Origin of the sequence: Glaciecola sp. 2405UD65-10 (assembly GCF_048820975.1) — a bacterium.
In the GTDB taxonomy this organism is placed as follows: Bacteria; Pseudomonadota; Gammaproteobacteria; order Enterobacterales; family Alteromonadaceae; genus Glaciecola.
The window spans coordinates 193,983-216,833 of sequence record NZ_JBMEUF010000003.1 but is presented as its reverse complement, the minus strand read 5'-3'; the positions used below and the strand labels follow the sequence as shown (position 1 = coordinate 216,833).

General features: G+C 41.9%; 22 protein-coding genes. 2 read left to right on the top strand and 20 right to left on the bottom strand.

Annotation, left to right across the window (positions count from 1 at the left end; translation table 11 throughout):
• Positions 1–44 precede the first annotated feature (44 nt).
• From ACOI22_RS16150 to hisS, 6 genes are all read right to left on the bottom strand, one after another.
• Entirely contained in the window at positions 45–1,901 is a 1,857-nt protein-coding gene (locus tag ACOI22_RS16150; protein ID WP_420673169.1) for a choice-of-anchor I family protein, read from the bottom strand.
• Positions 1,902–2,029: 128 nt separating this feature from the next.
• Positions 2,030–3,052: a mechanosensitive ion channel domain-containing protein gene (locus ACOI22_RS16145; protein ID WP_420673168.1), complete on the bottom strand. Its 1,023-nt coding sequence runs from the start codon at positions 3,050–3,052 to the stop codon at positions 2,030–2,032.
• Positions 3,053–3,054: 2 nt separating this feature from the next.
• The gene (gene der, locus ACOI22_RS16140) at positions 3,055–4,500 is read right to left on the bottom strand and encodes a ribosome biogenesis GTPase Der (protein WP_420673167.1); all 1,446 of its coding nucleotides are present in this window, start codon (positions 4,498–4,500) and stop codon (positions 3,055–3,057) included.
• An 89-nt stretch (positions 4,501–4,589) separates the two neighbouring features.
• Entirely contained in the window at positions 4,590–5,825 is a 1,236-nt protein-coding gene (bamB, locus tag ACOI22_RS16135) for an outer membrane protein assembly factor BamB (protein ID WP_420673166.1), read from the bottom strand.
• Entirely contained in the window at positions 5,818–6,453 is a 636-nt protein-coding gene (locus ACOI22_RS16130; RefSeq protein ID WP_420673165.1) for a YfgM family protein, read from the bottom strand. Before ACOI22_RS16130 ends, bamB begins: the two co-directional genes overlap by 8 nt.
• An 85-nt stretch (positions 6,454–6,538) precedes the next feature.
• On the bottom strand, positions 6,539–7,810 hold the full coding sequence (gene hisS / locus ACOI22_RS16125) for a histidine--tRNA ligase (protein WP_420673164.1): 1,272 nt from the start codon (positions 7,808–7,810) through the stop codon (positions 6,539–6,541).
• A 301-nt stretch (positions 7,811–8,111) separates the two neighbouring features.
• On the opposite strand from hisS, the gene ACOI22_RS16120 reads away from it, so the two are divergent.
• Positions 8,112–9,185, top strand: coding sequence for a glycosyltransferase family 4 protein (locus ACOI22_RS16120; protein WP_420673163.1), 1,074 nt, complete (start codon positions 8,112–8,114; stop codon positions 9,183–9,185).
• Between the two features lie 71 nt (positions 9,186–9,256).
• On the opposite strand, the gene ispG is transcribed toward ACOI22_RS16120, so the two are convergent.
• From ispG to trmJ, 14 genes are all read right to left on the bottom strand, one after another.
• Positions 9,257–10,396 carry a flavodoxin-dependent (E)-4-hydroxy-3-methylbut-2-enyl-diphosphate synthase gene (gene ispG / locus ACOI22_RS16115; protein WP_420673162.1) on the bottom strand — a complete coding sequence of 380 codons (1,140 nt, stop codon included), beginning with the start codon at positions 10,394–10,396 and terminating at the stop codon, positions 9,257–9,259.
• Positions 10,396–11,487 carry a RodZ domain-containing protein gene (locus ACOI22_RS16110; RefSeq protein WP_420673161.1) on the bottom strand — a complete coding sequence of 364 codons (1,092 nt, stop codon included), beginning with the start codon at positions 11,485–11,487 and terminating at the stop codon, positions 10,396–10,398. The genes ispG and ACOI22_RS16110 overlap by 1 nt, the downstream gene beginning before the upstream one ends.
• Complete coding sequence (gene pilW, locus ACOI22_RS16105; protein ID WP_420673160.1) at positions 11,480–12,568, bottom strand: type IV pilus biogenesis/stability protein PilW; 1,089 nt, start codon at positions 12,566–12,568, stop codon at positions 11,480–11,482. Before pilW ends, ACOI22_RS16110 begins: the two co-directional genes overlap by 8 nt.
• A 25-nt stretch (positions 12,569–12,593) precedes the next feature.
• Positions 12,594–13,751, bottom strand: a complete 1,158-nt coding sequence (locus ACOI22_RS16100; RefSeq protein ID WP_420673159.1) for a bifunctional tRNA (adenosine(37)-C2)-methyltransferase TrmG/ribosomal RNA large subunit methyltransferase RlmN — start codon at positions 13,749–13,751, stop codon at positions 12,594–12,596.
• Positions 13,752–13,864: 113 nt separating this feature from the next.
• Positions 13,865–14,296 (bottom strand): nucleoside-diphosphate kinase, encoded by a 432-nt coding sequence (gene ndk, locus ACOI22_RS16095; protein ID WP_420673158.1) that lies wholly within the window; start codon positions 14,294–14,296, stop codon positions 13,865–13,867.
• 129 nt (positions 14,297–14,425) lie between these two features.
• Positions 14,426–14,764 carry an ISC system 2Fe-2S type ferredoxin gene (fdx, locus tag ACOI22_RS16090; protein ID WP_420673157.1) on the bottom strand — a complete coding sequence of 113 codons (339 nt, stop codon included), beginning with the start codon at positions 14,762–14,764 and terminating at the stop codon, positions 14,426–14,428.
• Between the two features lie 62 nt (positions 14,765–14,826).
• Complete coding sequence (hscA, locus tag ACOI22_RS16085) at positions 14,827–16,689, bottom strand: Fe-S protein assembly chaperone HscA (protein ID WP_420673156.1); 1,863 nt, start codon at positions 16,687–16,689, stop codon at positions 14,827–14,829.
• Positions 16,690–16,699: 10 nt separating this feature from the next.
• Entirely contained in the window at positions 16,700–17,215 is a 516-nt protein-coding gene (gene hscB / locus ACOI22_RS16080) for a Fe-S protein assembly co-chaperone HscB (protein ID WP_420673155.1), read from the bottom strand.
• A gap of 97 nt (positions 17,216–17,312) precedes the next feature.
• The gene (iscA, locus tag ACOI22_RS16075; protein WP_420673154.1) at positions 17,313–17,636 is read right to left on the bottom strand and encodes an iron-sulfur cluster assembly protein IscA; all 324 of its coding nucleotides are present in this window, start codon (positions 17,634–17,636) and stop codon (positions 17,313–17,315) included.
• A 110-nt stretch (positions 17,637–17,746) separates the two neighbouring features.
• Positions 17,747–18,127 carry a Fe-S cluster assembly scaffold IscU gene (iscU, locus tag ACOI22_RS16070; RefSeq protein ID WP_420673153.1) on the bottom strand — a complete coding sequence of 127 codons (381 nt, stop codon included), beginning with the start codon at positions 18,125–18,127 and terminating at the stop codon, positions 17,747–17,749.
• 49 nt (positions 18,128–18,176) lie between these two features.
• A complete protein-coding gene (locus tag ACOI22_RS16065; RefSeq protein ID WP_420673152.1) occupies positions 18,177–19,400 on the bottom strand; it encodes an IscS subfamily cysteine desulfurase in 1,224 nt (407 codons plus the stop codon).
• Positions 19,401–19,412: 12 nt separating this feature from the next.
• Complete coding sequence (gene iscR, locus ACOI22_RS16060) at positions 19,413–19,892, bottom strand: Fe-S cluster assembly transcriptional regulator IscR (RefSeq protein ID WP_420673151.1); 480 nt, start codon at positions 19,890–19,892, stop codon at positions 19,413–19,415.
• A 203-nt stretch (positions 19,893–20,095) separates the two neighbouring features.
• Positions 20,096–20,908 (bottom strand): serine O-acetyltransferase, encoded by an 813-nt coding sequence (gene cysE / locus ACOI22_RS16055; RefSeq protein WP_420673150.1) that lies wholly within the window; start codon positions 20,906–20,908, stop codon positions 20,096–20,098.
• Between the two features lie 11 nt (positions 20,909–20,919).
• On the bottom strand, positions 20,920–21,732 hold the full coding sequence (trmJ, locus tag ACOI22_RS16050) for a tRNA (cytosine(32)/uridine(32)-2'-O)-methyltransferase TrmJ (RefSeq protein ID WP_420673149.1): 813 nt from the start codon (positions 21,730–21,732) through the stop codon (positions 20,920–20,922).
• A 277-nt stretch (positions 21,733–22,009) separates the two neighbouring features.
• Between trmJ and suhB the strand changes: the two genes are divergently transcribed.
• Positions 22,010–22,807, top strand: coding sequence for an inositol-1-monophosphatase (gene suhB / locus ACOI22_RS16045; protein WP_420673148.1), 798 nt, complete (start codon positions 22,010–22,012; stop codon positions 22,805–22,807).
• Positions 22,808–22,851 lie beyond the last annotated feature (44 nt).

The following is a 22,851-nucleotide window of genomic DNA, read 5'->3' as shown; positions in this document are numbered from 1 at the left end:
ATATACCTTCGCTTTTTATATTCACCTATTGTAGCGCTTTTGTATTAAAGCTCTGTCACTTGGTAAACGGTTACCGTTCCGCTAACTTCGTTCCCAATTACCAGTAATGGATTGCCATTAGGGCTGTTATCAGCACTAATGAATGCAATACTTTCTGGGCCTAAGTCACCCGCATTTGGCACTTCTGTGCAATCCATCCCTTCGGCTGCATCACATGGGTTGTCTAAGTCATCATCTAACTCAAAATCTACGCTAAAATCACGATTATTGTAATGAGATACAAACGTTGCTTGAAACGGATTGCTTACATCATATATAAACAAATCACCCGAACGCTCCGAGCCAACAAATGCATATGTTCTTTCTTCAATCATGCCAACTGCAATAGCTTCAGGCTCACCGCCTTTGTCATCAGAGCGGTTATCACCTTTATTTTCAGTGTGAGCGCTGTTGAAGTCATTGCCTAAGATGGCAGAAGATATTTTTCCAAAGTCATCACCCGAGTCAAACACCAAATTAATGTTTTGGTCCCAAATAGAAAATGAACGCGCACCATAGGCATACAATGCTTCATATTCGCCGTCTTCATCAGCGTCACCCAGCACAGACGTGACTTTTAAACGCCCTAAGCCGTCGTCGGCACCTGTTGCATCATATAAATCTTGTAATTCCTCTGACAAACTCGCGTTTAATTCATCAGGGTCTATAATATCTTCGACTCTAATCTCTTCAGAAAATGCGTCATAGTCACGAGAATCACCTTCATTTGCTGACACAATAAAAGTTGCGCCATTCCACGTATAACTAGCGATTGTATCGGGTTGATACATCCCATACACATTAGGAAGCTTTTGAAAATTTGGTAATTCGTCTTCATTAGTAAAATCAATATCGTACTGGGCCCAATCTTTAAAACCTAAAGGCTTCACTTCAATGGTCATGTCGGCTAAATCAATGACGCCAATTGCGTTGTTCTCTTGCAGTGATACATAAGCCATAGTGCTATCTGCACTTACTGTAATATATTCTGGCTCTAAATCTTTAGCCGCTGTGTTTGATGCCGGGCCCGCAAACTTTACTCCCGCTTGCGCTAATAATTCCATACGCTCTTCTTCGGTGTTGTAGTCTGAGCTGCTTAGCAAGTCACTGCTAAATACCATATCACTTGTCATATTAATGGTAGTGGCTACATTAGCAGGCGTGCCATCGGTAATGTCGATTACCGAAATACTGCCCTCAGGATCTACAAGGTAATCGCCGTCAGGCTCGCCTTCATTGGCAACCAGTACTTTTGAACCATCGGGTGTAAAAGTAAGCATGTCAGGTAATGCACCCACTTCAACAGCTTTAACAAAAGTACCTTGGCCTGCTGAATCTAAGGTATAGAATAATACTGCGCCATTAGCCTGCTTATTATCAGCGGCAATCGCAATGGCTAGCATGTTATCCATAACGGCAATGGAATTGGCCCCGCCTAAATTAATAGTACTGGTAGCATTTGTTTCATCAGTAACGTCAACGCTTTGTGGAAAGGTGAAGGCCGTTGAACTTAAGCTTTCATCAGTGATTGGGCTACCTACACCAGCGGTAGGCAAGGTAGCTAAACTAATAACTTCTATTTGATTGGTGTCACCATTAACTGCGAAAACTGACTGAGAGCCCGAGTGAAATTGCACAATTTCTGCCGCACTTTTACCATATACTCCTGTTGCAAAGCGCCCTACAACTTCTATACTGAGTTCTCTTGGTAAGCTACTGCCATTTTCACCGTTAGTGCCGTCTAAACCGGCAGCGCCCTGAGCGCCTGTAGCGCCATCTTCTCCGTCATCAACACATCCAGACAACGCGAATACTAATGCACTTGCTAGCAAAGAAATTTTAAAGCCATTTTTAATTTTCATAATCAACACCCTGTTTTAAAGATGAAGATCATATTAAGGATTATTGACAGTTAGATGACCAATAATTGACCAAGCGATGAAGCTTTTGTGACGTGCCTGTTACAACAAGGGCGAATTAACTAAGCGAGTTAGTCAGCCTGGGTAGGCGTAGTTTCAATTTGTTTAAGTGATTCTTGCACCGACGTGATTTCTAATTTCATCGCTTCTTTTTGTTCCTCTGATGCATCACTCAAGCTTTGTTTAAGTTCTGCCAAGCGCTCTTGCAGCGCCGATTTTTGAGAATCAATTTTTTCAGCTTCTTCGGCCTTATCAAATGCAATATCTTCCTGCGTAAGCGTTTCTTTAATTTGCTTAGCTTTTGCCTTCGCAATAAATTGTTTGTCAGGGTCGGTGGTTCTAGAGGCTACAAATTTAGGAGACAATATTTCAATATCGTTATTGTGCAGTTCATCTAATATCGCTACATGAAGCTTAGAACGAGTCGTTAACATACTTTTTGTATCAAGCAGCATGCCTACCACTTTATAACTTACCGAAAAATCACCTAAAGCGGTAACGTGAACGAAAGCATCACTTAAGCCCGCGTTTTGCGCCGCTTTTTCAAGATGCTTTGAAAGCAAGCTATGATGAGTGTCATAACCTATAGAAATTTCAGCACTAATAAACGTACCTGAACTTCTAACCACTTCAACAGGGGCGGTAATTAATTGGCTATTAGCAACATGAATTAGCGTGCGTTGTTCAGTTTGAATTTCAGTATCTAACAAACCTTTTTCTATAACCCTTCCTGCAAAACCATTACATTTAATGTAGTCACCGGTTCGAAAGGGACGGTTTAGGCTAAGTACAATACCAGCCATTAAGTTAGATACAATAGTGGTAGATGAAAACGCTATAACACCCGAAATAAGCACACCTAACAACGCGAGCAACTGATTTCTTGAGCTCTCTTGCACAGGTAATGACAACACCACCGCGACTATTGCCACGATAGTAAATGCTAGCATGGTCAACTGGCGAGGTAAGCGCTGCTCGGCACTTAGCTCTTTGTGCTTTGTTAATAATAACCAGTTTAATCCACTTAACACTGCACCGCTAAGGGTAAGTGTTATAAGTAGAATGAGCCAATCTTGCGGGTGAAAGTTTTCCATATTTACTTTTTCTTATGGAAGGTCAATAAGCGTTTGCGCTTTCGCTCTTGCGCTAAAGTAAGTTTATTCTTCTTACCTTCAAAGGGATTACTACCTTCTCTAAATTCAATTTTAATAGGCGTACCCATCATGCCTAAGGATTTACGATAGTAATTGGTTAAGTAACGTTTATATGAATCAGGTAAATCAAGCAGCTGGTTCCCATGAATAACCACCACAGGAGGGTTGTATCCACCTGCGTGCGCATATTTCATTTTGACTCGGCGTCCACGCACCATAGGTGGTTGGTGATCATTTTGCGCCATTTCCATAATGTCGGTAAGCATTGCCGTATTAATGCGCTTTGTCGCTGATGAATAAGCTTCTTGGACAGACTCAAACAAATGGCCCACACCCGAACCATGTAATGCAGAAATAAAGTGCAGTCGAGCAAAGTCAACAAATCCTAAGCGTCGGTCTAACTCACGCTTAACCTCATCTTTAACATGGGTATCAAGGCCATCCCATTTATTAACGGCTATAACTAATGAGCGGCCAGAATTGAGTATAAAACCAAGTAAAGATAAGTCTTGCTCGCTAATACCTTCTCGCGCATCTACCACTAACAATACAACGTTTGATGCTTCAATGGCCTGCAAGGTTTTCACGATTGAGAATTTTTCAACAGTATCCGATACCTTACGGCGCTTTCTTACGCCCGCTGTATCAATCAGCACGTAGTCACGTTCATCACGTTTCATAGGAATAAAAATGCTATCGCGAGTGGTGCCCGGTTGGTCATAAACCACTACCCTTTCTTCACCTAGAATACGGTTAGTTAGCGTAGACTTACCCACATTTGGTTTACCAACAATTGCTAATTTTATTGGCATTGCTTGCAAACGTTCTAATTGCGCTTCCGCCGTTTCTTCTTCTTCATCCAAGCTAGGCGGCACAATTTCCATATCAGGAAAGCTAGCATCTAGCGGCGCTAATACGTCATCAAGCATTTTTGAAACGCCACGGCCATGCGCTGCTGCAATTAATAGTAACTTAGGCACACCTAACTTATAAAATTCTGCGCTTTCGCTATCACCATCTATGCCATCGACTTTATTCACCACTACGTAGCAGGTTTTACCCACGCGGCGCAGATGATCAGCTATGCCTATGTCGGCAGGAGTAAGTCCGGCGCGGGCATCTACTAAAAATAACACCACGTCTGCTTCATCAATAGCAAGTAGCGATTGATCAGCCATAGCAGCATCAATGCCTTGTTCATCTCCACTTATCCCACCAGTATCAACAACTATAAACTGGCGTTGTTCAAAGCTTCCTTGCCCGTACTTACGATCTCGAGTTAGCCCCGGAAAATCGGCAACTAGCGCGTCACGAGTATTCGTTAAACGGTTGAACAGGGTTGATTTTCCCACATTGGGGCGGCCAACTAAGGCTATTACAGGTAACATTATTTTTAATTATCCCTAAGACAAAAAAGCGCCAATGGCAGAACCATTGGCGCAGTTTAAGCGCATTCACTAAGTTGCGCAAATTTTGATTATTCTGGTACGCTCAATCTTTTTAATTGGCCGTCGCGTGTTTGTACCATCAGAATGTTATCAACAAATACCGGTGGGGAATAAACTGACTCATCTTCGTCATCGTCCCCAACCTCCATGCGCGACACATATTTACCCTCATCTTGGGTAAAGTAATGTAGGTAACCAAACTTATCACCCACCGCAATGTAATCACCAATTACCGTGGCTGAGCTTAAAGTACGCTTGCGTAACTCACTGTTTGACCATAGCTCAATACCGTTTCTACGGTCAATTGCGTATAAGGTACCGCCATTATCAGTTACAAATAAACGATTACCAGAAATAGCAATATCGCGATACGAAGCATATTCGCGGCTCCATATAACATTACCGGAACGAAGTTCTATTGCTGCTAAGGTACCGCCATATGAAACAACATATACGTTTGCACCAAAAACAAGTGGTTTAGAATCTACATCTACGATGCGCTCCAACTCAGTTGCGCCCGCAGGTTTCGCTACCACTTGTTCCCAAGCCGTTAAACCCGATTCAAGAATGGCAACGCGCAAACGGCCATTCGCTAAACCTACAATAGCACCACCAGCTGCAGCAGCAGGAGCTGAAATACCGCGTAGTGTAAGTGGTGGTACATCAGAATCATTCTGCCACTTAATTTCGCCAGTGCTTGCATCTAAGCCCATTAAAGAGCCAGAAACCGTGTTCACAACAACAATACCGCTATCTACGGAAGGTTCTGCAACGACTTCGCTAGGTACTTGAGTTTTCCATTTAATATCGCCAGTTTCTTGGTCTAGCGCAAATACTAAGCCATCTTCGGTACCAAAATAAACGGTTTCGTATGCTAATGTTAAACCACCTGACACTTTCGCTGAAACTTGCCCAGCGGCCAAGCCATATAAGTTGAACAGGCTGCTTTTTTTACTTTTACGGCTAACACGTTGTTCCCAAATTTCGTCGCCATTTTCAGGGTCAAACGCAACAATAACGCCTTCACGATCAGCGGCAAACACTTTACCGTAACCAATAGCCGGCATAAGGCGTGAGTAATAATTTTCAACCCCATCGCCAATAGACTCTGACCACAAAGTTTCAGTTTTAAATGCCATCGTGATTTCAGGTAACTTGCGAATTTCCAGCTCTTCTTCGTCACTGAACCAGCCTGAAATTGTGCTACAGCCACCTATTCCAGCCATCAATACTGCAAGCGCAGAAGCTTTTACAAACTTATTCACTTTCAGTACTCACTTGCTTGTTTTTGGCGTAAGCGATGTTATCTAGCTTCATTTTAACGTTGTTATTATTTGGCGCATCATCTAACGAGGCTGCATAAGCAGTTTGCGCAGCATCAAAATCTTGTTGAGCAAGTAAGGCATCACCTTTAAGCTCATTCACTTGTGCACTAAATGCATCAGCACTAACTTCATCTAATATTGACAAGGCCTGAGTGTATTCAGCTAGCTCAATATGAATATTAGCTAAGCGAATTCTGGCTACGTTGCTTACGTCTTCATCATTTGCAATAGCTTGACGAAGCGCCGCTTTAGCTGCTTCAAAATCATCATTTGTTATAGCTTCTTGTGCCACAACAAGTGCAGCAAGAGGTGCATAACCTGAGTCTTTGTTGGCTTCAATGAAAGCGTTTAAGCTTTCAGGGCTTTCACTGTCAATGAAGGTTTCAATGCTTTTGTTAAATTCTGTAGACGCCGCTTCCTTTGTGGCAATAGTTGAATCGTTATAATAACGCCATCCCCATAAGCCGCCTATTCCAATAACTGCGCCTAAAATGATAGCCGTGCCATTGTCTTTCCAAAACTGTTTGATTGCTTGTACTTGTTGTTCTTCGGTCTCGTACCCTATCATGTGATCCTCTAATTCCGTCTGATTGCCGTTGCGAATACTGCTATGGCGACTACATTATCTTTTGATTTTTATTGTGCCTGAATTATTAGTGAATATCGGCTAATAATTCAATCAATTCTTCTTCATTTACTTGGCGTTGTTCGCTATCTTTTCGAAGCCACTTAACACCGTAAACTTTGCTCAGCGCTTCTGCCTCACCAATAACAATGGCTACGTCAGCACCCGAAGCATCTGCTTTTTTCAATTGCTTTTTAAAGTTTCCGCCACCGCAATGCAATTGCACTTTTAAGTACGAAAACGCATTACGAATTTTTTCTGCTAATATTATCGCTTCTTTTGAAGCCTCATCACCCATAGCGGTAATATATACTTCAGCTGGATTACGCATCGCTTCTAATTGCGAGGCTTCAACCAATAGAACTAAGCGCTCTATTCCCATGGCAAATCCAACACCTTGAGTGCTTTTTCCGCCAAGTTGCTCAACTAAGCCGTCGTAACGGCCGCCAGCACAAATTGTTCCTTGAGCACCCAACATAGTGGTTACCCACTCAAATACCGTACGATTATAATAATCTAAACCACGCACTAAAGACGGGTTAACTCGGTATTTGATGCCAGTTGCGTCTAATCGTTCACATAATTGTGAAAAATGTTGTGCAGATTCTTCATCTAGATGATCAATTAGCTTAGGCGCGTTTGCTACTATAGCTTGAGTTTGTTGATTTTTAGAATCAAGTACGCGCAGTGGATTAGTCGTTAATCGGCGCTTGCTATCTTCATCTAAGGCATCAAAATGCGATTCTAAATACTTAACTAATATATCTTTGTAATCGGCGCGAGCTTGGGCATTACCCAGTGAGTTTATTTGTAACTCTACTTGGTCTGAAATGCCAAACGCTTTCCACAACCTAGCCCCCATTAAAATCATTTCTACGTCAATATCTGGCCCTTCAAAACCAAAGGCTTCTGCGCCAAATTGATGAAATTGACGATAACGCCCCTTCTGCGGACGTTCGTGACGAAACATTGGACCCATATACCACAAGCGTTGTTGTTGATTGTACAATAAGCCGTGTTGATTCCCAGCTCGAACCGCGCAAGCAGTACCTTCGGGGCGAAGTGCTAAAGATTCACCATTGCGATCTTCAAACACATACATCTCTTTTTCAACAATATCGGTAGCTTCTCCTACTGAACGCTTGAAAAGGTCAGTATTTTCTACAATGGGTGTTCTAATTTCATTGTAATGGTAGCTGTTGACTAATTCTCGAATACGCGCTTCTACAAACTGCCAAACTGGCGTTTGTGAAGGTAAGCAGTCATTCATACCGCGAATAGCTTGGATTGTTTTTGCCACTGTGCACCCATATATTTTTAAAAGCGCGTTAGTATAAGGATTTTAGCCCCGCGGGTAAAGGGAATAAGCGGGTAATTAGCATAACAAAAAGGCAGGCTGAGCCCGTGCTCTAAGTAAAAGTTTTCACATGGCTTTAATATTTTGTTTTAATAGTAAATTAAGCCACATAAACCTAAGCTTTTCAGTTATATTGCATAGGCTACTTTGACAAAATAGACGCTTAGGTCAAATTTGCAGCAAAGCAACGTAAATTAGTAATATTTACCATCACGTACCTTTTATTTGACGAGCAATGAGCTATATGAAAAAAATTTTTATGCTGGGTCCCATGCCTCCCGCCATAGGTGGTATGGCAACGGTACTCGATAACCTCTCTAAATCGTCGCTAGTGAACGAAACCACGATGCATTTTTGGGACACCGCAAAACAAACATCTGAAAACAGAAGCCTATTCAGTGCGATTTCATATCGCTTTTCGGCATGGAAAAAGTTTTATAAAGCACTTAACTCAGAGCAACCTGATTTTGTGCATATTCATACCTGTAGCGGGTTTACAACCTTTTTCCTAGATGCCTGTTTTGCACTCATGGCAAAGTTTAAAGGCATTCCTTATATTATTCATATACATGGTGCCACCTTCGATAAGTTTTTAAGCACGCTACCTAAAACCAAATTAAAATTTGTGTTGTACGTGCTACAAAATGCGAAGTGCATTGTGGCTCTGTCTAAAGAGTGGCAAGATATTTTTCAAGATCAATGGCAGTTAAATAATGTTAGCGTGATTGCCAACGGCGTCCCTAACCCGGCTTTTGAGCGAGCGCTTAACTTTAATACCAAGCATATTTTGTTCATGGGCCAAGTATGCACACGCAAAGGCACGAAAGATTTAGTTAAAGCCTTTGCTAAAGCTGATACTGACGCAGTATTGCATTTAGCGGGTGATTTTGGTGGTGATGTAAGCAGGGCTGACTTAGAGCAATTTATTAGCGAACACCCCAATGTGATGCAAAATATTGTGGTTGAGGGCCCCGTAATGGGCGAAAAGAAACGCGCATTGATGGAGTTATGTGATATTTTTTGCTTGCCCTCTTATGCTGAAGGCTTACCTATGGTGGTACTAGAAGCGATGTCGTATAAACAAGCCGTATTAACCACTAAAGTGGGCGGACTCCCCGGCTTAATTACGCACGATGAAAATGGTATGCTTTGCGCAGCAGGAGACATTGAGGCTATTAGTGATGGAATTAAAGGCTTAGTAACGCAAGTTGATAACACCCATAAGATTGCGATAAATGGGTATAACACGTTTGCAAGCCAGTACAGTACTGATGCTATTGTTAAGTATTATACGGCGCTATACAACGCACCGTTATAAACTGAACTTAAAATTGCTTTTTGCACCGGCCTTTGGCACTCACCTTAGGCCTAAAAGTACTAACAACTAAACTATTTACTTGAGTCGCTTAAACTTACATCTATTCTATTTGAAGGGTCTAACATTGCAGCTTTAGCGGCCGCTTTCGTGCGAATTTTTTGTTCGAGTTTGTCAACTAATTGATCATTCGCAAAGCGTTCACGTTGGCGCACGCCATCTTCGTAAAATCCGCTCATGTTGCGAGCACCGGTTAGGCCTATATCTGAAACTTCAGCTTCGCCCGGGCCATTTACAACGCAACCAATTATAGACACATCAAGCGGCGTGATTATGTCTTCTAAGCGTTGCTCAAGGGCATTGACGGTGTTAATCACATCAAACTCTTGGCGAGAGCAACTAGGACACGCTATAAAATTGATACCACGTGAACGAATACGCAACGACTTAAGAATGTCGAAGCCCACTTTTATTTCTTCAACTGGGTTAGCTGCTAAGGAAATTCGAATTGTGTCACCAATGCCTTCGGCCAATAACATACCTAAGCCCACCGCACTTTTTACCGAGCCCGAACGTAAACCACCGGCTTCAGTTATACCTAAATGCAAAGGTTGGTCTATTTGCTTCGCCAGCAAGCGGTATGCACCTACGGCTAAAAACACATCAGATGCTTTAACGGAGACTTTGAATTGATCAAAGTTTAATTTATCTAAAATATCTACATGGCGCATTGCCGATTCAAGTAAAGCTTCTGGTGTAGGCTCACCGTACTTTTCTTGCAAATCGCGCTCTAACGAGCCGCCATTTACACCAATACGAATAGGAATATTTTTGTCTTTAGCGCAATCAACTACTGATTTCACTCGCTCGAGGTTACCAATATTGCCAGGGTTAATGCGCAAGCAATCAACGCCGTATTCGGCCACCTTCAAGGCTATGCGATAATCAAAATGAATATCAGCAACTAAGGGGATATCAACACGCTGCTTGATTAATTTAAATGCCTCTGCTGCATCCATAGTGGGAACAGAAACACGCACTATGTCGCCGCCTACATCTTGTATTGCCTTAATTTGCGCAACTGTAGCGTCTACGTCACAGGTATCAGTATTTGTCATAGACTGGACCGCAATAGGCGCTCCATCACCAATAGGAACTGACCCTACATTTATTCTTGTAGACTTGCGTCGTTTTATTGGAGATTCCGCAAACATTATAACTCACTCATAACTGGTAAAGAAAACTTAGCCGACTCACCACCTGGGTATACACTCATGTCGATGCGCTGGCCACCAAAATCTATTTCAACCGCATTTGGCGCACCCAGTATTACACTCACTGGCGCAATGCCCGCTACTTCCATCACGCGCCCTTGTTTTTTAACGCCAACTGCCATGGTGTCGCCATTCGCGTCTTTAACACTTACCCAGCAATCATCTTTGAAGGTAAATACCACATTTACGGTGCCATCAGCATTTACTCTATAGCCGGCATCGGTGAATACACCTTCTACAATGTCTGCACTGTTTCTTTTAACGGGTTCTTCTAGTTCTTCTACTGCATCTTCTTCAATGGCATTATCAAGGCTTGAGCTTACAACATCAGTTGCATTTTCAAACGTGCTCTCAGCATTATCAACCGTATCTGATGCCAGCTCAGACGCTTCATCAGCAGAATCAGCAATCACACTTTGCGTGTCAGAGCTAAGCGCAGCAACATCTTCTTCAGGAATATTAGGTCCAACATCTTGTTTAACAATATCAGTGGGTGTTTCGCTCACTTTATCTTCAACAGGAGCTTGCACTTCTTGCTCGTTTCCTTCACCCACTAAACTTTCCCAAGCTTGTGTAACTTTAGCGCCTGAATCTACAAAATATCCTTCGCGATCAACCCACCAAAATATAATAGAGCCAAGAACCAATAGTACCACCACAATCGATACCATATTCCAGCGGTGATCATGGGCTTCACGTGATACACGTCGAGAAAAACTTTGTAACTTAGCCGGTTCGCTCTCACGAGCATGTAATTGGTCATAACTAGCTAATAGTGGCTCTACATCTATTCGAACTAACTTTGCATATAAGCGCACATAGCCTTTAGTGAAGGTAACTGATACGCCTTCTTCCAAAGAATCACTCTCTACAGCCTGAACGCTTGCCAATCGCAAATGTAAGCGATCAGCAACTTGCTGCTGGCTTAAACCTAGCTTTTCACGGCTAACGCGTAACTGCTGACCCGGGCTGTAAGTATCTTGGACTGGTTCAGATTGAGCTTCAATTTGTTCTTTTTCTTCATTACTCATTAGTATTTGGGGCCCTTACCCTAAGCTTTTTGCCAGCATAAATGTGGGATTCATTACTTAAATTATTCCACTCTAACAGCTTTCGCATCTTTACGTTATATATCAGTGAAATACGATACAAATTTTCGTCCTTTTGTACAACATGGAAAGTAGCATTTTTTGGACTTATTTTAGTATTGTCAGTAGTTGTTTCACTTACTTTAATACTCTCTCCGTTTGCTGCACTAGGGCTTTGCATTAGTGCTTCTTGTGATGCACTGGGATCTTGGCTTGGCTTATTTTTGCTCTTAACTGTCATGGTGGGCTGAAACTTACCTAACGATGCCAGCGCTGCTTTAGTGTGCGCATGCTCAGGATACAATCGTTTCATTGTATCAGCATATTCAAGCGCACTGCGTAAATTGTTTTGCCCGGCAGCAATTGAATACGAAACCCACAATGATTCAGCACTTACGCTAGCATTTCTTTCATGTTTCCATATTGCCTTTTTGGCTTCTTCCCAATTTTTTTCACTTACGTAAGTTTGCGCTAAGTAAAGTAAAGTTGACGCTCGTGTGGGTTGGTGATTTAAAGCAGCAATAAAGTAAGTCTTGGCATCATCCGTTAGACCTTGGTTTTGGGCACAAATAGCCAAATTTTCGTAGGTTTCAGCTGATGCAATATAGCTCTTGTCATCAACCGCTTGTAAAAAATATTTTTTCGCCTCTGAGTACTGCCCTTGTTCACATAAAAATGCGCCATAACTATTTAACACATCAGGATCTTTCTTTGAATAAGAAATGGCCGATTCATAATACTCTTGCGCCCGCGATAACTCTTCAACTTGCTGATAGTAAAAAGCCATTGCATAATGCGCCTCACCCGAGCGCGGTGCAAATTCTAAGGCTTTATCTAAGTTAAATTTAGCTTGACTAAAATTACCATTTTTTAAATAAGTTAAGCCCAAGCTCACGCGGGTTTTCGCCGCTTCTTGAGCATTAAACTCTCCCGTACCTACAAAACTTTCATCTTTTAAACCAGATGCACAAGCCGTTATCATCATTGCGCATATTACTAAGCTTACTTTTTTCAACATGGTCATAAGCATCAATACCCTTTTTTATACTTTATTTTGTTACTTTTACAGAAATTGGCTTTCCCTGCATTTGCTTTTTCAATAATCTTTTTGTTCTATCCACTACGTCTCCCACTAACTGACCGCACGCAGCGTCAATATCATCACCGCGCGTTTTCCTCACTACAGTCGTAAAACCATAACTCATTAGTACTTTTGAGAATCGGTCAATTCTAGAATTACTTGAGCAAGTGTATGGTGAACCTGGATAAGGATTAAATGGAATAAGATTAATTTTACTAGGCGTATCTTTCAAGATTTCAGCCAAGGCGTGAGCTTGGTCAGTACTGTCATTAATGCCGTTTAACATAACATACTCTACGGTAACCCGACCTTGGTTTGCTTTAGACTTCTCTAAATAGCGTCTTACTGCAGCTAAAAACTCTTCAATTGGATACTTTTTATTTACCGGTACTATTTCGTCGCGTAAGGTATTGTCAGGCGCGTGCAAAGAAATGGCAAGTGCTACATCAATTTGATCGCCTAGCATGTCAAGTGCGGGGACCACGCCAGAAGTTGATAATGTAACGCGGCGTTTAGATAAACCAAAACCAAAATCGTCCAGCATAATATCCATGGCGGGCACTACATTTTTTAAATTCAATAAAGGTTCGCCCATACCCATCATCACTACATTAGTAACGGGGCGCTGCGAAGTATCTTTTGACATGCCAATAAAAGTGGCCACTCGCCACACTTGTCCAATTATTTCAGCCACGCTAAGGTTACGATTAAATCCCTGCTGAGCAGTTGAACAAAAGGTACACTCCAAGGCACAACCAACTTGCGATGAAACACAAAGCGTTGCACGGTCAGTTTCAGGTATCCACACTGTTTCAACTTCCTGACCACCATCTAACATAATAGCAAACTTAATAGTGCCATCTGAAGCCTGTTGGTGCTCGGTAATTTCGGGCGCACGTACTTCACATAAACGCTTTAATTTTTCACGTAAAGGTTTATTAAGGTTAGTCATGGCGTCAAAATCAGAGGCACCGTCTTGGTATATCCACTTCATAACCTGATCAGCCCTAAACGGCTTCTCCCCTATGCTAGCGAAATATTCGCGCATCGCTGGGCGATTAAAATTAAGTAGATTTTGTTTCTTTACCAAGTTTTCTGATAAAGGTGCTTGTGCTTCAACTGACATTGGCGTACCTATAGCGTGAGTAACAAGCTTGTATTATAAGCTTGATTTACTTTTCTTTCATTTATTATACAAAAAAGGGAGCCAAGGCTCCCTTTTTCTTGTAGCTGATTTGCTTAGCGAGTGCGTGGGCAAATTTCTTCGTCTGAGAAGAAGTAAGCGATTTCGCGCGCTGCAGACTCTGGTGCATCTGAACCGTGAACCGCATTTTCATCAATTGATGCTGCGTAATCAGAACGTAAAGTTCCTGCTGCTGCGTCTGATGGGTTAGTTGCGCCCATGATTTCGCGGTTAGCAAGTACAGCGTTTTCGCCTTCAAGCACTTGCACCATAACTGGACCTGATGTCATAAACTCAACTAAGGCACCAAAGAATGGACGCTCTTTATGCTCAGCGTAAAAGCCTTCTGCTTTTTCGCGGCTCAAATGAAGCATTTTCGAAGCAACAATGCGTAAGCCTGCTGATTCGAAACGGTTATAGATTGCGCCGATCGCATTTTTAGCTACTGCATCTGGTTTGATAATCGAAAAAGTACGTTCTAAAGCCATGATAAATCCTGTCTGTTTTGTTTAAGAACAAAGCCGCAATATGCACATTACTTTGTTCGGGTAAATTCTGTCAATTAATTAGCGCGCGATTATATGCAAGATCGCACCAAAAGACTAATCAATTTTTTATTAATGTTGTTCTGAAGCGTGGTTTATTGAATATTTAGGAATTTCTACCACTAAATCTTCATCTTTAATGATAGATTGACAACTTAAACGAGATTCAGGCTCTAGTCCCCACGCTTTATCAAGTAAATCATCTTCAAGCTCATCTGATTCATCTAAAGAATCAAATCCCTCTCGTACAATCACATGACAAGTAGTACATGCGCACACTTTCTCACACGCATGCTCAATACCAATTCCGTTTTTTAAGGCTACGTCTAACACGCTTGTACCCTTTTCGCCCTCAAGTACTGCGCCATCGGGGCAAAGTTCTTCATGGGGTAAAAAAATTATTTGTGGCATATAAAATTATCCTGCTGTTTAAGTCGCGCCGCTTTTTTTAAGTGCGCAACGTTTAAATTTGATTATAGGTTAGTTACCGATTGACCCGATAACGCTAGACTAATGGCTTTATCCATGCGGCGGTTTGCAAATGCTTGGCTCAGCGCATCTAGCTTTTCTATTTGCTGTTTTATGGCTTCAACATCAGTGCTAGTAGACAGTACAACAAGCTCATCTACAGAAGCATCAATCACTATTCGCTCTTCATCATCTAGTAAATCATCACCATCAGCAGCTAAAGCTGATTGCATTGACTCAATAACTCTGAGGGCCTCAACTTGTTGCTCTTTAAGCATGCGCGCTTGCATATCTTGTTGTGCGTTTTCCATTGAAGATGACAGCATATTTAAAATTTCAGTTTCTTCTAAGCCATATGAAGGCTTAACTTCAATGTGCGCTTGAGCACCCGTAGATTTTTCCATTGCAGTAACACTCAACAAACCATCAGCATCCACTTGGAATGTCACGCGAATATGCGCGGCCCCGGCCGCTAAAGGCGGAATTTCGGTCAAATCAAATTTCGCCAAAGAACGGGTATGTTCCACTAGCTCTCGTTCACCTTGAAGCACATGAACCATCATGGCTGTTTGGCCATCTTTAAATGTTGTAAACTCTTGAGCTCTAGCAACGGGAATAGTGGTGTTTCGAGGTATAATTTTTTCAACCAATCCGCCCATTGTTTCAATACCCAATGATAGCGGTAGTACGTCTAATAATAACATGTCACTATCAGGTTTATTGCCTACCAAAATATCTGCTTGAATACCTGCACCAATAGCAACCACTTTATCAGGGTCTATATTGGTCAGTGGTTGGGTAGAGAAATACGCTTGTACTTTTTCGCGCACAAGCGGCACGCGGGTTGAACCACCTACCATTACCACTTCGTTAATATCAGAAGGGGTAAGCTCCGCATCATGCAATGCCTGTTCACAGGTCTCTATGGTGCGTTTTACTGCTTCACTAATAAGCGCATCAAACTGCTCTCGGCTAACTTCGGTTTTTAAGTCTTGTTCATCAAGGCGCACTGTAAATTGCGCACTGCCATTTTCGCTCAAGGCTTCTTTACAGCGTTTTGCTGCAGTCATTAATTTGCGGTGATGTTGTTTTGCTAACAATGGATCAAGTGATAATTGCTCGCTTGCGTATTCTACAATAGCGTGATCAAAATCGTCACCACCAAGGGCGGTGTCCCCAGCAGTAGCTTTAACTTCAAACACACCTTTATTTAATTTAAGAATAGATACATCAAATGTACCTCCACCCAAATCAAATACTACAATTGTGCCTTCTGCGTTTTGATCAAGACCATAAGCAATAGCCGCGGCCGTTGGCTCATTGAGTAAACGCAGTACGTTCAAGCCAGCTAACTGCGCCGCATCTTTAGTACCTTGGCGCTGCGCATCGTCAAAATAAGCAGGTACGGTTATAACCGCGCCGGTAATATCATCGGCAAGCGCTTGTTCTGCACGCTTGCGCAAAGCTTTTAAGATGTCACTAGATACTTCAATAGGATTCTTTTGACCCTGCGCTGTGATAAAACTTGGATTGCCTGTCGCTTGGGTAAAGTCGTATGGTAAGTTAGGCCATGCGCGAGTAACATCTTCAACGCTACGCCCTACAAATCGTTTTACTGAAACAATGGTATTAACTGGGTCATCATCGGCATTTTGTTTAGCCAAAGATCCCACTACCGTATTATGTTCTTGGTACTGCACAACTGAGGGCAACAAATGCTCGCCGTTTTCGTCAGCAAAAGTGCGGGCTTGGCCGCTCTGTACACTTGAAACAAGTGAATTAGTTGTACCTAAATCTATGCCAATTCCAATCTTTTTCTGGTGCGGGGCCGCACTTTGACCGGGTTCCGCTATTTGCAATAATGCCATCGAAACTCCTTTATGATTTTTTGATAGTATGCTTGCGAGTTTTTATTTCACTCGCTAATTTGATTAGAAACTTAAGTTTACTAAGCTCTATGCCAGCCCGAAGGCTTTGCTCTTTCGTGTTTTCGTGCAAGAGTTGACTAATACATTCGATATACTTGGCTTGTGATTCCGTAACTGAGCTTTCTAGTGCGTTTAAACCATCAATTGTATTGGCGTGGGCTAGTTCTTCGCGTAAATCCATTTGTTGCATTAAAAATTCAGTGTCGCCTATGGTATCTTGTTCATTTGCCAATGGAATTTCACGTATAAGTAGCAAATGCTCGCCACGAAGAACCGGCGAACTCAACACGTGGTAACCATCATTAACTTGTGCATTTTTTTGCATATAAATACGCTTTTCTTGCTCACTTGCACTGGCGTATTTGTCAGGGTGGGTTACGCGCTGCAGCAATTCGTATCTTTGCTTTAGCACATCAATGCTAATATCAAATTGTTCGGGCATGCTGAACAATGTAAAGTAATTCATATGGTCTCGATGCTATTTAACTGTAAGTTCAAATCTGAGAATGGTTTGCTTTCAAAATACAATCCACGTTAACGAAACTTATATTAACTATTCGCAGCTAAACTGTGAAGCTCTCTCCACAACCACATTCGCCATTAACATTAGGGTTATTAAATTGAAAACCTTCGTTAAGGCCTTCTTTGGCAAAGTCTAACTGCGTGCCATCTAAATAAGCTAGGCTTTTTCCGTCAACAATAACTTTAATACCATGTTCTTCAAACACACTGTCGCCGGTTTGTAATTCATCTACAAATTCTAATACATAGGCTAAACCAGAACAGCCTGTAGTTTTTACACCTAGGCGAAGTCCAAGTCCAGAACCTCTATTGTCTAAAAATGAGCGTGCTCTCGCTGCTGCTGCTTCGGTGACAGTAATTGCCATAAATACCTCGTTAACTAACTTTCTTTAAAAAACACGTAGTTTCTTAAAGAGCAACAGGCAACATTAGGGTGCCTGTTTTTATATCTGTAAAAATTGAAACTAACTACTGTTTAGCTATGTTTCTTTTTGTAATCATCAACCGCTGCTTTTATTGCATCTTCAGCAAGTATTGAGCAGTGAATTTTTACAGGTGGTAAAGCAAGTTCGTGCGCAATATCTGTATTTTTGATGCTAGTTGCTTCGTCAATTGACTTGCCTTTCACCCATTCAGTAACCAATGAGCTTGAAGCAATAGCTGAACCACAACCGTAAGTTTTAAACTTAGCATCTTCAATAATACCGCTCTCGTTTACTTTTAATTGCAAACGCATAACGTCACCACATGCTGGTGCGCCAACCATTCCAGTTGCGATGCTAGGATCGTTTTTGTCAAAAGAACCTACGTTGCGTGGGTTTTCATAATGATCAATAACTTTTTCGCTGTAAGCCATGTTTTTTTCCTCAAATAATATGTGTTAACTGTTGTTTACACTAATAAAATTAGTGATGTGCCCATTCAACAGATTCTAAATCAATACCTTCTTTGAACATGTCCCATAACGGTGACATTTCACGTAACTTGTCAATTGAATTCAAAATTACGTCAACAACGTAGTCAATTTCTTCTACGCTGGTAAAGCGGCCAATACTGAAGCGAATTGAGCTGTGAGCTAGTTCGTCATTTAAGCCTAATGCTCTTAGCACGTAAGACGGTTCAAGGCTTGCCGATGTACAAGCAGAACCTGAAGACACTGCCATGTCTTTAAGCGCCATAATTAACGACTCACCTTCAACGTAGTTAAAGCTTATGTTTAAATTGTGCGGAACACGTTGTTCCATGTCACCATTTACATATACTTCTTCCATGCCTTTAATGCCATTGTATAGGCGGTCACGTAACATTGTGATGCGTTCGTTTTCGCTTGCCATTTCTTCTTTGGCAATTCTAAATGCTTCACCCATACCCACAATTTGGTGAGTGGCTAATGTACCTGAACGCATACCACGCTCATGCCCACCGCCGTGAATTTGTGCTTCAATACGAACACGTGGTTTACGTGATACATACAAGGCACCAATGCCCTTAGGACCATAAGTTTTGTGCGCTGAAAACGACATTAAATCGACTTTAAGTGATTGTAGGTCAATGGCAACTTTACCCGTGCTTTGCGCTGCATCTACGTGGAAGATGATTTTTCTTTCGCGACAAATTTCACCAATTTGGGCAATATCTTGAATCACACCAATTTCGTTATTCACATGCATAACTGATACAAGCACGGTGTCATCACGCATAGTTGCTTTTAGCTCTTCTATGTCAAGCAAGCCATTTGGCTGAGGCTTCATATAAGTCACCTCAAAGCCTTCACGCTCTAATTGACGCGTAGCGTCTAGAACAGCTTTGTGCTCTGTTTTAACAGTAATTATATGCTTGCCGCGCTTACTGTAAAAATGAGCCGCACCTTTAATGGCAAGGTTATTTGATTCCGTTGCACCAGAAGTAAATACTATCTCTCTTGGGTCAGCATTTACTAAGTCAGCAATTTGGTTACGTGCGATGTCTACCGCTTCTTCCGCTACCCAGCCAAATTTATGTGAACGTGATGCTGGGTTACCAAAATTACCTTCATTAGTAAGGCACTCTTTCATTTTTTCGGCAACGCGCGGATCAACAGGTGTGGTAGACGAATAGTCTAGATAAATCGGTAAATGTAAATTGCTCATCAAAAACTCCGCTTAGGGTTGCAAACTTATTTCAATATTGTTCAAAATGGACTGTGCAGATTGATTTTGCCGTCCTGCCACCTCAGTGACTTCTCGTTGGCGCATTAATTCGCCAATGGTAATACTATTTAAAAAGGTAGTAATTCGATCACTTAAGTCTTCCCATAAACTATGGGTTAAGCATCTTACGCCACCTTGGCAGTCTGACTGCCCTTGGCATCGTGTAGCATCAACGCTTTCATCTACCGCGCGAATAACTTCACCAACCGCAATATCACAGGCGCTTTTACCTAACTGATAACCGCCGCCAGGTCCACGAACGCTTGTTACTAGTTTCTCTTTTCTTAATCGAGCAAACAGTTGTTCAAGATAAGATAAGGAAATGGCTTGCCGCTCAGAAATATCAGCCAGTGGCACAGGCCCATGCTGAGAATGCAAAGCAACATCTAGCATGGCGGTAACTGCGTATCTGCCTTTCGATGTCAATTTCATGAATTCGCCTTCCAATACACTTATAATGTATGAAAGTTTATATACCTGACTAAATTTGTCAAGTATTTAACCTACTATTTTAGTCAAGTATTATAAGACTAAGTGTTCTACGCAAAATTATGCCGTTCAGATTACTAGCTCTACGTTTATTTATATATGGGGTGTAAGCAATGAAACTCAAGCACAAACCCCCGTTAAGGCCTTTAAATTTGCGGATCAAAGGCCTCTGCTGCGGCTTTTTTCACTGTAGGTGAAATACCCGTCCCTTCAAAATCTTCAGCGTATAACTTTGGTATAGATTCACTACACACGTTACCCCCTAAGCTTTGAATAACTTTGCACATTTCTTCTACTTTCACATCCATCAAATGCACATGTTCTAGCATAATGCCCATAGCATTTGCCACTGGATCAGGGTTGTCTGTAGAAATAGCATAAGCATCAAAGCCATATTTCTTTGCTATTTTGCTACGCTTACCATTTGCATCTGCTTTATCTTCTTTTTGAGCAAGAATAATACGCCCTGGCACCCCTACGCAGGTTGCATCATCAGGCACATCCTTTACTACAACTGAATTAGAGCCAACTCGGGCATTTTTGCCTATTTCAATTGGACCTAGTACTTTTGCTCCGGCACCCACTACCACGTTATCACGCAAAGTAGGATGGCGCTTTCCTGCTTTCCAACTAGTACCACCTAAGGTAACCCCATGATACAAGGTCACATCATTGCCAACCGTAGCCGTTTCACCTATCACTACGCCCATACCATGGTCAATAAATACACGTTGACCTAATTTGGCACCTGGGTGGATTTCAATACCCGTAATAAAACGTGCAATGTTTGATACAAATCGAGCCAGCCATTTTACTTTCCATGACCAAAGTTTATGACTAATTCTGTGTAACCATACTGCGTGTAAGCCAGGATAATTAAACAAAACTTCCAACTTTGTTCGAGCTGCTGGATCACGCGCAAATACGCTATTAATATCTTCTCGAATATGAGTGAACATATGACTTCTCTTTATTTACCGTCGTGCTTAGAGGGAGTTTCTTCAGAGTTACTTTGCGCATTGTTTAAGGCTTTATCAACCGACGATAAAACGCCTCTTAGAATGGCTAGTTCTTGAGATTCCAATCGGGTTCGATTAAACATTCTGCGCACTTTCGACATTATTGCACCGGGATGCTTCGCTCTAACAAAACCGGCCTGCAAAAAGGTAGATTCAAAATGCTCATAAAAGTTTTCAAGCTCTTTAGCCAAAGGATACTCATTTTCTGTCGCCGTATTTTGCGCGTAAGGAGCGCGTTGTTTGGCTAAATAATGCATTCTTATTTCGTAACATAAGGTTTGCACCGCTGCGGCTAAATTTAATGAGCTATATTCAGGATTAGCATCAATACACACATGGTAATGGCATTGTTGTAATTCATCATTAGAAAGGCCGCTACTTTCACGTCCGAATACTAAAGCAACGGGATGTTTTGGCGCCTCTTCAATAAATTTTGCGCCGCACTCGCGAGAATCAAGCATAGGCCATGATAATGTTCTTGAACGAGCCGAGGTACCCACCACTAACCCACAATCCGCGATGGCTTCTTCAAGGGTGTCAACAATTATAGCATTGCCTAAAATGTCAGTAGCGCCGGCAGCTAAAGCGTGTGATTTACCATCTGGCGGGCTAACTGGATCAACTAGGTAAAAGTGCTTCAAGCCCATGGTTTTCATTGCGCGGGCTGCACTACCAATATTACCTGTATGTGAGGTATTAACGAGCACAATTCGAATTGCATCTAATTCAGATTGTTGCACACTGGAATTGTCTGTATCAGCCATATATGTAGAGACCTGTGGGATAGTGTGAATTTTAGGCCGCGTAATATAGCATAAAAGCACGCCCGCAATAAATGACTATAAATAAGGTTTTAAGGCAATAACGCGCTAAGTTAGTTCTATATGATTTCAAAGGAGTTTTTAACTTGCTTAAAACTTCACGTGCTTTGAATTGCCAAGAATGGCCTTGTTAGCATGATTCTGTCATGGAATAGAGCTATTAGTTCTGGTACACTGCGCACGTTTTCAACAATGTTCTTTTTACAATTTGGTGGTTAGTATGCATCCTATGCTCAATATTGCAGTACGCGCAGCGCGTGCGGCAGGTAACGTTATTACTCGCGGTTATGAAAATCGTGACGATTTAGATATTCAGAAAAAAGGCTCTCAAGATTATGTCACTAAAATAGACAAAGAAGCCGAACTAACCATCATCAATAAAATTCAGCAATCATACCCTGATCACGCTTTTGTAGGTGAAGAAGGTGGCCGTGTTGAAGGTAATTCTGACTTCACTTGGGTTATTGATCCTCTAGATGGTACCAGCAACTTTATTGCAGGTATTCCACATTTCGCGGTTTCTATTGCACTTCTTTACAAAGGTAAAGTTGACCAAGCAGTTGTATTTGATCCTATTCGCGGTGAGCTATTTGCTTGCAGTAAAGGCAGCGGTGCTCAGCTAAACGGTTACCGTTTGCGTTGTACAAAAGCAAAAGATTTAAATAACACGATTATTGCTACCGCCCTACCGTTTAGAAATAAAGCTAACTTTGACGAAGAACTTACGCGCTTTACCCGTGTAGTTAAAGACGCAGGTGACTTTAGACGCTCAGGCTCTGCAGCCCTTGATTTGGCTTATGTAGCTGCCGGAAGATACGACGGTTACTTCGAAAAAGGCTTGAAAGCTTGGGATATGGCGGCAGGCGAGTTATTGGTTAAAGAATCAGGTGGATTAGTTACCGATTATGCGGGCAACAATGACCCTTTATATGATGAACTCAAATCACCGGGCAGTGCTAATGGCTTAGTTGCCGGTAATCCACGAGTGGTTCAAAACATTGTTAAGCGTTTAAAATAAAATTTTATTTTGCGTAAATCCAGAAAAGGTCATCGCTTTGCGTA

Excerpts from the sequence above, each read along its gene's own strand:
- ACOI22_RS16150 (WP_420673169.1), bottom strand. The coding sequence starts at position 1,901 with ATGAAAATTAAAAATGGCTTTAAAATTTCTTTGCTAGCAAGTGCATTA.
- ACOI22_RS16145 (WP_420673168.1), bottom strand. The coding sequence starts at position 3,052 with ATGGAAAACTTTCACCCGCAAGATTGGCTCATTCTACTTATAACACTT.
- der (WP_420673167.1), bottom strand. The coding sequence starts at position 4,500 with ATGTTACCTGTAATAGCCTTAGTTGGCCGCCCCAATGTGGGAAAATCA.
- ACOI22_RS16130 (WP_420673165.1), bottom strand. The coding sequence starts at position 6,453 with ATGATAGGGTACGAGACCGAAGAACAACAAGTACAAGCAATCAAACAG.
- ACOI22_RS16120 (WP_420673163.1), top strand. The coding sequence starts at position 8,112 with ATGAAAAAAATTTTTATGCTGGGTCCCATGCCTCCCGCCATAGGTGGT.
- ispG (WP_420673162.1), bottom strand. The coding sequence starts at position 10,396 with ATGTTTGCGGAATCTCCAATAAAACGACGCAAGTCTACAAGAATAAAT.
- ACOI22_RS16110 (WP_420673161.1), bottom strand. The coding sequence starts at position 11,487 with ATGAGTAATGAAGAAAAAGAACAAATTGAAGCTCAATCTGAACCAGTC.
- pilW (WP_420673160.1), bottom strand. The coding sequence starts at position 12,568 with ATGACCATGTTGAAAAAAGTAAGCTTAGTAATATGCGCAATGATGATA.
- ACOI22_RS16100 (WP_420673159.1), bottom strand. The coding sequence starts at position 13,751 with ATGTCAGTTGAAGCACAAGCACCTTTATCAGAAAACTTGGTAAAGAAA.
- ndk (WP_420673158.1), bottom strand. The coding sequence starts at position 14,296 with ATGGCTTTAGAACGTACTTTTTCGATTATCAAACCAGATGCAGTAGCT.
- fdx (WP_420673157.1), bottom strand. The coding sequence starts at position 14,764 with ATGCCACAAATAATTTTTTTACCCCATGAAGAACTTTGCCCCGATGGC.
- hscA (WP_420673156.1), bottom strand. The coding sequence starts at position 16,689 with ATGGCATTATTGCAAATAGCGGAACCCGGTCAAAGTGCGGCCCCGCAC.
- hscB (WP_420673155.1), bottom strand. The coding sequence starts at position 17,215 with ATGAATTACTTTACATTGTTCAGCATGCCCGAACAATTTGATATTAGC.
- iscA (WP_420673154.1), bottom strand. The coding sequence starts at position 17,636 with ATGGCAATTACTGTCACCGAAGCAGCAGCAGCGAGAGCACGCTCATTT.
- iscU (WP_420673153.1), bottom strand. The coding sequence starts at position 18,127 with ATGGCTTACAGCGAAAAAGTTATTGATCATTATGAAAACCCACGCAAC.
- ACOI22_RS16065 (WP_420673152.1), bottom strand. The coding sequence starts at position 19,400 with ATGAGCAATTTACATTTACCGATTTATCTAGACTATTCGTCTACCACA.
- iscR (WP_420673151.1), bottom strand. The coding sequence starts at position 19,892 with ATGAAATTGACATCGAAAGGCAGATACGCAGTTACCGCCATGCTAGAT.
- cysE (WP_420673150.1), bottom strand. The coding sequence starts at position 20,908 with ATGTTCACTCATATTCGAGAAGATATTAATAGCGTATTTGCGCGTGAT.
- trmJ (WP_420673149.1), bottom strand. The coding sequence starts at position 21,732 with ATGGCTGATACAGACAATTCCAGTGTGCAACAATCTGAATTAGATGCA.
- suhB (WP_420673148.1), top strand. The coding sequence starts at position 22,010 with ATGCATCCTATGCTCAATATTGCAGTACGCGCAGCGCGTGCGGCAGGT.